This window comes from Pseudomonas sp. B2021 (assembly GCF_018135665.1).
GTDB lineage: Bacteria > Pseudomonadota > Gammaproteobacteria > Pseudomonadales > Pseudomonadaceae > Aquipseudomonas > Aquipseudomonas lactis.
This window is the reverse complement of the sequence record NZ_SMOF01000003.1, coordinates 1-10272: the sequence shown is the minus strand read 5'-3', so window position 1 is coordinate 10272 and position 10272 is coordinate 1. Positions and strand designations below refer to the sequence as shown.

11 protein-coding genes are annotated in these 10272 nt (G+C 59.1%); 5 read left to right on the top strand and 6 right to left on the bottom strand.

The features are described from left to right. A partial coding sequence (locus tag E1K68_RS27240; protein ID WP_212614941.1) for an RHS repeat-associated core domain-containing protein occupies positions 1-677 on the top strand: 677 nt, incomplete at its 5' end. A gap of 8 nt (positions 678-685) precedes the next feature. Beyond that, complete coding sequence (locus tag E1K68_RS27235; RefSeq protein WP_192001864.1) at positions 686-1102, top strand: hypothetical protein; 417 nt, start codon at positions 686-688, stop codon at positions 1100-1102. 244 nt (positions 1103-1346) lie between these two features. Here E1K68_RS27235 and E1K68_RS27230 read toward each other — a convergent pair whose 3' ends face one another. From E1K68_RS27230 to E1K68_RS27210, 5 genes are all read right to left on the bottom strand, one after another. Continuing rightward, positions 1347-2576, bottom strand: coding sequence for a M20/M25/M40 family metallo-hydrolase (locus E1K68_RS27230; protein ID WP_212614940.1), 1230 nt, complete (start codon positions 2574-2576; stop codon positions 1347-1349). Between the two features lie 48 nt (positions 2577-2624). Continuing rightward, entirely contained in the window at positions 2625-3683 is a 1059-nt protein-coding gene (locus E1K68_RS27225; protein WP_120248295.1) for a diguanylate cyclase, read from the bottom strand. Positions 3684-3762: 79 nt separating this feature from the next. After that, positions 3763-4395 (bottom strand): LysE family translocator, encoded by a 633-nt coding sequence (locus E1K68_RS27220; protein WP_003190643.1) that lies wholly within the window; start codon positions 4393-4395, stop codon positions 3763-3765. Positions 4396-4464: 69 nt separating this feature from the next. Beyond that, complete coding sequence (locus tag E1K68_RS27215) at positions 4465-5334, bottom strand: sugar phosphate isomerase/epimerase family protein (protein WP_003190642.1); 870 nt, start codon at positions 5332-5334, stop codon at positions 4465-4467. A gap of 27 nt (positions 5335-5361) precedes the next feature. Beyond that, positions 5362-5544 (bottom strand): rubredoxin, encoded by a 183-nt coding sequence (locus E1K68_RS27210; RefSeq protein ID WP_003190641.1) that lies wholly within the window; start codon positions 5542-5544, stop codon positions 5362-5364. Positions 5545-5702: 158 nt separating this feature from the next. Between E1K68_RS27210 and E1K68_RS27205 the strand changes: the two genes are divergently transcribed. Beyond that, positions 5703-7133 (top strand): PLP-dependent aminotransferase family protein, encoded by a 1431-nt coding sequence (locus E1K68_RS27205; protein ID WP_212614939.1) that lies wholly within the window; start codon positions 5703-5705, stop codon positions 7131-7133. A gap of 156 nt (positions 7134-7289) precedes the next feature. Here the strand turns inward: E1K68_RS27205 and E1K68_RS27200 are convergent, their stop codons facing one another. Continuing rightward, positions 7290-7760, bottom strand: a complete 471-nt coding sequence (locus E1K68_RS27200; RefSeq protein WP_057710029.1) for an Lrp/AsnC family transcriptional regulator — start codon at positions 7758-7760, stop codon at positions 7290-7292. Positions 7761-7883: 123 nt separating this feature from the next. Here E1K68_RS27200 and E1K68_RS27195 point away from each other — a divergent pair, with 123 nt between their 5' ends. After that, on the top strand, positions 7884-9128 hold the full coding sequence (locus tag E1K68_RS27195) for a methionine gamma-lyase (protein ID WP_034134393.1): 1245 nt from the start codon (positions 7884-7886) through the stop codon (positions 9126-9128). A 242-nt stretch (positions 9129-9370) separates the two neighbouring features. Beyond that, positions 9371-10042 carry a helix-turn-helix transcriptional regulator gene (locus E1K68_RS27190; RefSeq protein WP_169878709.1) on the top strand — a complete coding sequence of 224 codons (672 nt, stop codon included), beginning with the start codon at positions 9371-9373 and terminating at the stop codon, positions 10040-10042. The last annotated feature ends 230 nt before the right edge of the window (positions 10043-10272 follow it).

Genomic DNA, 10272 nt, shown 5'->3' with positions numbered 1-10272 from the left:
ACTACAATCCGGATATTGGTCGCTACCTGACACCGGACCCGGTGAAGTTGGCGGGTGGGATCAATGGGTATCGGTATGTGCCCAATCCGACAGGTTGGGTAGACCCGCTGGGCCTGAATTCATGCCCAAGTAATGATGGGTGTAAGTCAACAGTCGGGGCTGAAAGTCCAATAGCAAAGGCACGCGTTGAGGAGGGCCAGCCCTCAGTGCCTCAACCGACCGGGGATCATAGACGAGCCAGGATAGAGGAGCTAAGTGAAGCGAATGCCAAACGGCGCGTAATCGAATTAGAAGAGAAATATGACATGCATACTGTCGCCAAACACGGAAAGGAGATACCACAGACGACAATGCAAAAACGATCAATAGATGGAACGAACCCAGCGACCGGAAAGAAAGAGAAAGTAAACTCGAGCTCTCAATTCAAAAGCTGGAAAATACATCTTCACGCCCTCAATAAAGCGATATATAAAATGCAAGGAAGCAATCCATCATATACGGGATATGACAACTTCGGCAATCCCGTAGTAAAAATGGAGTCCCCAAACTCCGGACACGGATACAAACCCAATAAAAAAGACAAAAACAACCCTAAATACATAGAGAACATGAATAACGTGGAAGTTAGATTTGACAAAGAAAATATAACACGCCCATTCACTGCGTTCCCATACTGAGAATTACAATGCTGAAATCACCATTTAGAGATACGCCTTTCACACCTAGGATCTCTTACATCTTGGCAGCCCTGTCAATATATGACCTAGAAGAAACCAAAGGTAAGGCACTATGGAAATATGACCCAAACAATGCCACAGAGCGAGAAATAATAATAAAAGATTTTATCCTAAAAGATTTGATGTACCTTTCTTACAGGCATCGACACGTACTAATCTCAATGCTTAAGAATGAATTGAGCAACCCTGACTTCGATTTCGCCAAAGAATTTGAAAGCGATTATGACGAATACATAACAATGGCCTGGGACGAAACAGAAATAGCCGACCCCCGAGGCTTCTTTGCGGACATTTATCGACTGGCCAACGAGGTCTGGAAAGACGACCTCCAAAAAGCCAGCCTTGAAGACCCTTCCACATGGTGACTTCCACATTGAATGCAGTACTCAATGTCGGAGGGGCTGACCCCAATGCCAGTCAGTCAAGCGAACGCAACGCTAAAGGCAACAAAGATCAAATGTGGGAGCTGGCTTGCCTGCGAAAGCGGTAGTGCAGTAACACATGCTCCGACTGACACACCGCCTTCGCGGGCAAGCCCGCTCCCACAGGGGATCTGCGTTTACCTGACTGGCACTCCTCCCACATTCAAACCCGCTTCGTTCGATCTGATCAGCGCTTGGACAACTCCATGATCATCCGACTCAACAAATAAACCCGCGGCGCAACACTCTCCACCTCGGCATATTCCTCCGCCGTGTGAATATTGCCCCCCACTATCCCAAACCCATCCAACGTCGGCGTGCCTACACCGGCGGACAAGCTGGCATCCGCCGCGCCGCCGCTGCCTTCGATGGTCAACTTGCGTCCCAGTTCGCCATAAATCCCTTTGGCAATCGCTACCAACTTATCCGACTCGGCGGTCTGCGGCATCGGTGGCAGGCCGCGCTGCAGGCTGGTGTTCACTTCGGTTTCCGGGATCAATTTGTTGGCTGAAACCCGGGCCAGGTCTTTCTCGATCCGGTCGAATTCTTCCGGCAAGGCCGCACGCACGTCGGCCTTGGCGGTGGCCTGGTCAGGGATGACGTTGGTGCGGTCGCCAGCCTTGAGCACGGTGAAGTTGATGGTGGTTTTCTTGTCTTCGTCGCCGAGTTTGCCCAGTTGCAGGATCTGGTGCGCGGCTTCCATGGCGGCGTTGCGTCCCAGTTCCGGGGCGACGCCGGCGTGGGCGGCCTTGCCTTTGACTTCGACCACGGCGGTAGCGCTGCCTTTGCGCCACACCACCAGGCCGTCGGCGGGGCGACCGGGTTCCAGGTTCAGGGTTACATCGTGGCCCTTGGCAGTGTTGCGGATCAGTTCGGAAGCGGCGTCGGACCCGGTTTCTTCGCTGGCGTCGAGCAGGAAGGTGATCTGCGCGTAGTCCTTGAAGCCCTGGCTTTTGAGGACTTTGAGCGCATAGATGCCGGCGACTATGCCGCCCTTGTCATCCATCACGCCGGGGCCGTAGGCTCGGCCGTCCTTGATGTGGAAGGGGCGCTCGGCAGCCGAGCCTTCCTTGAATACGGTGTCCATATGGGCCATCAACAGGATCTTGGCCTTGCCGGTGCCTTTGAGGGTGGCAACCACATGGCTGTTGTTGGCGGCTTTATCCGGCACCAGTTCGATGGTGAAACCCAACTGTTTCAACTCATCCACGGCGATATCGCGCACTTGAGTCAGGCCGGGCTCGTAGCCTGAGCCCGAGTCGATATTCACCAGGCGCTCCAGCAGCTTCAAGGCTTCGGCCTTGTATTGTTCGGCCTGTTGCTGGATCTGTTTATGAGGCTCGGCGCTGTAGGCCGGCAGGCTGAAAGACAAGGCCAGGGTAGCGGCCAACAGGGTACGCGGGAAGGTGAAGAGCATGGACCGATCCTTGTTTTTTGTTGGAGGGTGCCCCGCCACCCTACCCCACTAAACTGACCGCAACCAACTGCCCTGTACCGAACTGACTCGGTTGCGCCCGCTGCTCTTGGCCTCGTACAGCGCCTGGTCGGCATCGTTGAGCCAACTGATGGAGTCGGCATGGCTCGGCTGGTAAGGCGCCAGGCCGATGCTCAGGCTCACCCGCAGTGTCGGGTCCTGGGCGTAGGCCAAGGCGTTGAAGCGACCGCGCAGGGCCTCCATCACCTCGGTGGCACGGTTGAGGGGCATGCCTGGCAGGATCACGCAGAACTCATCGCCGCCATAACGCCCGGCCAGGTCGGTGGTGCGCAGGTTCTGGCGCAGCACCTTGCTCAGTTGGCGCAGGACGATATCGCCGGTCACATGGCCGTAGGTGTCGTTGATGGTCTTGAAGTGGTCGATGTCGATCAACGCGATGGCGGCACCGGCCGGGCCTTGGCGGCAACGTTGAAACTCGAGGTCCAGGTGGTCCTTCCAGGCGCCGTGGTTGAGCAGGCCCGACAGGCTGTCGGTGCGGCTCAAGGCCAGCAGCTCACGCTTGTGGCGGGCCAAGGTGACGGCCTGGCGGTAGCAGATCCAGCCCAGGGCCAGGGGATACAGCATCAGGATCGGCAGGCAGGCATACAACTGGGCCTGGGTAGTCACGGCGATAAACCCAGGCGTGAACAGCAGCAGCGCGGTGCCCAGCCCCAATGCCTGCGCCGCCCAACCCGCAAACAGGAAGCGCGGCCCGCCGATGGCGACGTTGTTCATGCTCATCATCGACAGGGTGGTGACGCTGGGCAGCGGGTTGAAGTGCATCGCGCCAACCCAGAACCCACCGCAAAAGGAATCGAACAGCAGGCTGCGGCGTTCGCTGCGCAAGGTATTGGCCGAGCGCAACGAGCATTGAAAAGCCAGGTGCGGCCACGCAAAGGCGTTGATCAGCATCCAGGCCCACACCCACAGGGGCGGGCTCAACGGATACATGCCGAACGCCACGCACACAAAGCCGAGCGTCAGCCCCAACAGGCGGGATTTGTACAAGCGCAAAGCGAGCGGAAGTCCTTTTCCTCCGACGGCTGGCATGGTGGGGGCGATCCTGGGTGATTGCCTGGAGTCTAACAGGGCAACGTCAAATCGCCACTACCGCTTATTGGCTAATACTTCAGTGCGAAAACCCACGCGCCAGCATCAAGGCCACGCCCAGCAGCAACACGGCTGTGATCCGCTGCAACAGCACGCGCCGCTTGGGGTTTTCCAGCACGTGCTTGATGCGCTGGCCGAAATAGCAATACAGGCAGCCGCTGGCAAATTGCAGCAACAGAAAGGTTGCGCCGAGAATGGCGATGTCCGCCGCCGAGCTGTGTTCACCAGCACCGGCAAACTGCGGGAACACGGCGCTGAACATGATGATGGTCTTGGGGTTGGAAAACCCGGTCAACAGCCCTTTGCCGAACAGGCTTCGCGCGCCCTCAACCGTGCCGGCGTTGTTGATCGATACGCCACTGCTGGTCCACTGCTTGTAGGCCAGGTAAAGAATGTAGGCCACCCCGACAAACTGGATGGTCTGGGTAACGGCGAGGTTGCCCTTGATCAACTCCGAAAAGCCCACGGCAAAGATCAGGATCGAAATCAGGTACGACACACTGGCGCCGACCTGCGCCGGGATCGAACTGCGCAGGCCGTCCTTCAAGCCCAGGCTGAGCAACAGCAGGGTCATGGGGCCCGGGCTGAAGGTCATGGTGGCGCAAAACAACAGGAAGTAGAGAAATGAAGACAGGGTTAACGCACTTGTCATGGCCAGCACCTTGAATAAAGAGAAACAGCAGCAACGGGGCGAACGCAGCCAGCGCCCGCCCCAGGCCGATCAGGCGACGGCGATTTCGGTGGTCAGGGAGTCGCGGTACATCACCGCCAGGTCAGCCAGGGCGGCCTTGGCGGTCTGGTTGCGGGTTTCAAACGCGACAAGGCCCTTCCAGTTAGTCTCGACAATAGCCTGCAGCACATCGGCGTAATCGCAGTTGCCGTCATGGATGCCGAAGTGCTGGTCTTGCACGCCGTTGTTGTTGCTGAAGGAAATGCCCTTGATCAGGTGGTGGTACTTGCGCACCACTTCTGCCGGCAGGCCGTTCTCGATGTTGGCGTGGCCGGCATCGAGGAAGAAGTACACATTGCTGTGGGCTTGCAGGCGCTCGAACACAAAGGCGTATTCCGCTTCATGGGTGAAGATGTAATGGAATGGCCGATAGTTGACGTAGTTGGACAGGTTTTCCAGGTAGATATCCGTGCCCTTGGCCTCGGCGTACAACGCCAGTTCCTGCACCGACTTGAGGTAATGCTCCAGGGCAACCTTCTTGGCCATCAACACCATTTTCGGCTCGACGATGCAACCACCGTGAATGATCAACGGCGCGCCCAGGCGGCTGGCGATGTCGATTTCCTTCTTCACGTACTCCACGGCCGCGCTACGGAAGGCTTCGACATCACTGCCCAACGGCGCCTTGAAGTTGCCGTGGAAAACCGGCTTGACCCCCGTGGCCGCGATTTGCGCTTGCAGGCTTTCGATACGCGCCTCGGTCCAGTCATCGACCATTTCGCCGAACAGGCTGCCGTCGATGTACCAGTGGGTGCAGTCACCTTCGATGGCGGTTTGCAGGCCCTTTTCGGCGCCCAGGTATTTCTGGTGGGCCACACCGGTGCAGAACGGGACGGTGGCGTTGATCAGTTTGCTGTCCATGGGACGATTCCTTTCGTTGATGGCGGGTCAGGCTTCTTGAGGTTCGGGTAGGTTGATGGCCATGAAATCGGCCTTGGTCACGCCGCAATCCGGGCATGCCCAGTCTTCAGGCACCTCTTCCCAAGGGGTGCCTGCGGGAATTCCGTCCTCCGGAATACCCAGTTCTTCTACGTACATAAAACCGCAGGGTGCGCACATATAAGTCTTCATGGAAATGCAAAATCCATTGCTTAGGTGTAGGAAATTTCGCCATCTCCTGGCGAGATGCCGCGCAGTCTAGGGGAGTGGCATTGCACAAGGCAGGTAAAGTGATGCCTAATCCAGCCTAACTTCACCGGTAAAAGCACCGGCAAACACAAGGACGCGTCATGTTTGTATCCGCCATCGCTTTTGTAGAGGGCACGCCCAAGGTCCAACAGATCGTCGAGGCGTTCAGCCACGCCATCGAAAATAGCGAATGGGCCCCGGGCAGCAAACTGCCATCCGTGCGTGAACTGACCCAGATCCTCGGCGTCAGCAAGTTCACCCTCAACGAGGCACTGGACCGTCTGCGCGGTCGCCACCTGCTCACCTCAAGCCAAGGCCGCGGCTACTTCGTGGCGATGGACAGCACCCGCCCAGCCTCGGCGACCTGGGTGGACCTGTTGCCCCAAGACCTGCTCAGCGTTTTGCGCCGGCCCTTGGCCACTGCCAGTGGCGAACTGCGCCCTGGCGGCGGGCACTTGCCGGAGGATTGGCTCAATGGCGAAGCGATCCGCCAGGCGATGCGCAGCGTAGTGCGTGCGCCGTCACTGCGCATCGCCGGGCTGGGCACACCGGCGGGGCTGTTGCCGTTGCGCCAGGCGCTGCAGCAGAAACTGCACGGCGAAGGCTTGTCGGTGCCAGTGGAACAAATCATCACCACACCCAATACCGTGCAGGGCCTGGACATGCTCATGCGCCTGCTCGCCCGCCCCGGCGACACGGTGCTGCTCGATGCACCGTGCTACTTCAACTTCCACGCCAACCTGGCGCTGCACGGCGTCAAAGTCATCACCATTGCCCGCCGCCCCGACGGCTTTGACTTCACCGCCCTCGAACAACTGCTGGCCGAACACCGCCCCAGCCTGTACCTGACCACAAGCGTGTTACACAATCCCACCGGCCACTCCTTCAGCCCCAGCCAGGCGTTCCGCCTGCTGCAACTGACCCAGCACTATCACTGCCACATCGTCGAGGACGACCTCTACGGCGACCTGCACCCCAACCCACCCCCACGCCTGGCCGCCGTCGCCGGGCTGGACCAGGTCACCTACCTGTCGGGTTTCTCAAAGATCCTGAGTGCCAACACCCGCGTCAGCTACGTCGTCGCCGCGCCGCAACTGGCCGCCAACCTGACCAACATGAAATTGATGAGCGGCGGCGTCACCTCCGAACTGTTCGAACAAATCGTCTACCGTATGCTCAGCGAAGGCAGCTATGCCAAGCATCGCAAGCGCATGGTGCAACGCCTGATGGAGGCCGGAGGGCGCGTCGAACAATGGCTCAAACGCTGCGGGTGCGAACTGCCGATGGCGTATGAAGGCGGGATGTTCATCTGGGCACGCCTGCCGCCTGGCGTGAACGGCGAACTCCTGGCTCAGCAAGCCCTGAAACGCAGCATGGTGCTGGCGCCCGGTGCGCTGTTTGGCTATGACCCGGCCCATCGCGACTCGATGCGCTTCAATGTGGCCCACAGTGATGAACCACGGGTGCAGCGGGTGTTTGAGGCGCTGTTGTTGCATGGGGTGGCACACAAAAGCAAAAGCGGCCCAACGTAACCACGATGCGAAGCGAGTAGCTCTTGCTCTTGCTCTGATTTTGATCTCGGTATAACTGCGTCGGCTGTCAGGCCGCCTTCGCAGGCAAGCCAACTCCCACAGTTGGATCGCGGGGCGTCGGGTGGATACGCATCGGCTCGCGCCGTAAGCCTCCCGTCAACCCGGCAACGGAATCACCCGCAACGGCCGCACCGACTTGTAGGAAAAGCTCGAATAGATCTCCTTGACGCAGGGCAACGTCTGCAAAACCTCCCGCGCAAACTCACCAAACGACTCCAGGTCCTTGGCCACCACCTCCAGCAAAAAGTCATAGCGCCCTGAAACGTTATGGCACGCCACAATCTCCGGAATCGCCAACAGCCGCTGCTCGAACGCCCGGGCGATTTCCTGAGTGTGGCTCTCCATCATGATGCTGACAAACGCGGTCACCCCATAACCCAGCGCCTTGGGAGAAAGGATCGCCTGGTAGCCACTGATCACCCCGCTCTCCTCCAGGGTGCGCACCCGGCGCCAGCACGGTGAGGTGGTGAGGGCCACCCGCTCTGCCAACTCGGCCACGGTCAGGCGGGCGTTGCCTTGCAACGCGTTTAAAAGGGTTTTGTCCGTACGGTCCAGCTTGATGGGCATAACGTGCCTCTAATCATTATTTTTATCGGTGTTTGATCCACAAACGCGGGTTTTTCCAGGCTTTTTTGCAAGGTTCATCTGTGGTTATGAGCATAGCATTGTAGGAAATAAGGAGCGCCCGACATGCACACTAAACACACCAGCTTCGGCTTTTCTACCCGTGCCATCCACCACGGCTATGACCCTCTTGACCACCACGGCGCCCTCGTCCCGCCCATCTACCTGTCGGCCACCTTCGCCTTCCCCACTGTCGAATACGGCGCCGCCTGCTTTGCCGGCGAAGCCAGCGGCCACTTCTATACGCGCATTTCCAACCCCACCCTGGCCCTGCTGGAGTCACGCATGGCCAGTCTGGAGAACGGCGAAGCCGCCGTGGCATTCAGCTCCGGTATGGGCGCGATTGCCGCGACGTTCTGGACTCTGTTGCGCCCAGGCGACGAGATCATCGTCAGCCAGACGCTTTATGGTTGTACCTTCGCCCTGTTGCACCATGGCCTGGGCGAATTCGGCATCAAGGTGCGGCATGTCGACCTGACCGACCTGGCCGCCCTGCAAGCAGCCTTCTCCCCGGCCACCCGCATGGTCTACTGCGAGACCCCGGCCAACCCCAACCTGCGCCTGATCGACATCGCCGCCGTGGCCGAACTGGCTCATCAACAGCCGAACGTCACCGTGGTGGTCGATAACACTTACTGCACCCCCTACCTGCAACGCCCCCTGGAACTGGGCGCCGATGTGGTGGTGCACTCGGCCACCAAATACCTCAGCGGCCACGGCGACATCACCGCAGGCATCGCGGTGAGCAACCAGGCCTTGGCCCAGCGCATTCGCCTGCAAGGACTCAAGGACTTGACCGGCGCGGTGATGTCACCCCAGGACGCCGCGTTGTTGATGCGCGGCCTCAAGACCCTGGGCCTGCGCATGGACCGTCATTGCAGCAACGCCCAGGCGGTGGCCGAGGCGTTGCAGGCACACCCTGCGGTGCAGTGGGTGACCTACCCCGGGCTGCGTTCTTTCCCACAGTACGAATTGGCAAACCGACAAATGAAACTGCCCGGCGGCATGATCGCCTTTGAACTCAAGGGTGGCATCGAGACCGGCCAGCGCTTCATGAACGCGCTGCAACTGTTCACCCGCGCGGTCAGCCTGGGGGATGCCGAATCACTGGCCCAACACCCGGCGAGCATGACCCACTCCACCTACACCCCCGAGCAACGGGCGCAGCACGGTATCAGCGAGGGCCTGGTACGTTTGTCGGTGGGGCTGGAAGACGTCGCCGACCTGCTGGCGGATATCCAACAAGCCCTGGCCAAGTGCAACGGTGCCAACCTGCGGCCCACCACTACATCGGCGTACGCGCTGAAATAGCGCCCAAACCCAAGCGTTTTGCGGTGCCTGGGCGGTGATCGGAAGGATTCGACTAAGGATCCGACTGCCGCTGTACCTGCTTAATGTTTTTTTTTCGCAGATTGGATCCCCCTCCTTCAGCCAGCCTGTACTAGCATGTCAGCGGCGGGACGCACTATCACTGCAGGTTATTCACATTAGTTACCTTCTTAATCCCCGTCGCTATAAGGCCCAATACCTGCACGAAACTCATGGACGAATTGATGAACTCACACCTGTTCCCACAGATAGGCAAGGTCATCGCCAGCACCGGCAGCCGCCATTTCCCACGCATGCTGCATGACCTGATCCTTACCCAACTGGCAGTGGACGCCACCCATATCACCCAATTGCACGTCAGCCGTGAAGGCCTTGGCCGTCGCAAAATCAGCCCGGTGTACACCGATTCGGTGGCGGCCCTGGACAGCGAGCAACTCGCCGCACAACTGCACCTCACGCGCCGCAAGGACGATGTGCGCTATGTACTGTCGGTGTACCGCTCCCACCCGTCCGAGAGTTTTTCTGCGCAAGAACGCAGCATGCTCCAGGACTTCTCCACGCTGTTGCTGCCCATGGTGGAAAAACACATCACCGCGCTGCAGCCATCGCTCTCGGACAGCCCGTCGGCAGAGCCGCAACACCAGGGCATCGATACCTTGCGCCGACGTATCCAGGAGCGCCTGGTGCAATCGGGGCTGACCTTGTCCAACCGTGAACTGGAAGTGTGCGTAGGCCTGCTGGCCGGGCGCACCGCGCCGGAGTTGGCCGAACAACTGGCGTTGAAGGTCAACACCATCGAGAGCTACCTCAAGCGTGCGGCGATCAAGTTGGGGATCAGCGGGCGGCATTCGTTGTTGCGCTGGATGTACTCGACCGAGTCTGACACGGCCCCATAGGCCAAGCAAAAATCCCCGTGGGAGCTGGCTTGCGTGCGATAGCGGTGGGTCAGCAACCCTGGGGAGACTGTCACACCGCTATCGCAGCATAGGTATCTACACAACTGTGCAGTTCGCCGCAGCCACCGGTAACCACGATGCGAAGCGAGTAGCTCTTGATCTTGCTCTTGATCTGCTTGTGATCTTGATCTCAGGCGCCCCGTTAAACCACGCTGGCCGGAATTCGACAG

Bases quoted from the DNA above. Each gene is read 5' to 3' on its own strand.
- E1K68_RS27225 (WP_120248295.1), bottom strand. From the start codon at position 3,683: ATGCCAGCCGTCGGAGGAAAAGGACTTCCGCTCGCTTTGCGCTTGTAC.
- E1K68_RS27190 (WP_169878709.1), top strand. From the start codon at position 9,371: ATGAACTCACACCTGTTCCCACAGATAGGCAAGGTCATCGCCAGCACC.
- E1K68_RS27195 (WP_034134393.1), top strand. From the start codon at position 7,884: ATGCACACTAAACACACCAGCTTCGGCTTTTCTACCCGTGCCATCCAC.
- E1K68_RS27235 (WP_192001864.1), top strand. From the start codon at position 686: ATGCTGAAATCACCATTTAGAGATACGCCTTTCACACCTAGGATCTCT.
- E1K68_RS27220 (WP_003190643.1), bottom strand. From the start codon at position 4,395: ATGACAAGTGCGTTAACCCTGTCTTCATTTCTCTACTTCCTGTTGTTT.
- E1K68_RS27210 (WP_003190641.1), bottom strand. From the start codon at position 5,544: ATGAAGACTTATATGTGCGCACCCTGCGGTTTTATGTACGTAGAAGAA.
- E1K68_RS27215 (WP_003190642.1), bottom strand. From the start codon at position 5,334: ATGGACAGCAAACTGATCAACGCCACCGTCCCGTTCTGCACCGGTGTG.
- E1K68_RS27200 (WP_057710029.1), bottom strand. From the start codon at position 7,760: ATGCCCATCAAGCTGGACCGTACGGACAAAACCCTTTTAAACGCGTTG.
- E1K68_RS27205 (WP_212614939.1), top strand. From the start codon at position 5,703: ATGTTTGTATCCGCCATCGCTTTTGTAGAGGGCACGCCCAAGGTCCAA.
- E1K68_RS27230 (WP_212614940.1), bottom strand. From the start codon at position 2,576: ATGCTCTTCACCTTCCCGCGTACCCTGTTGGCCGCTACCCTGGCCTTG.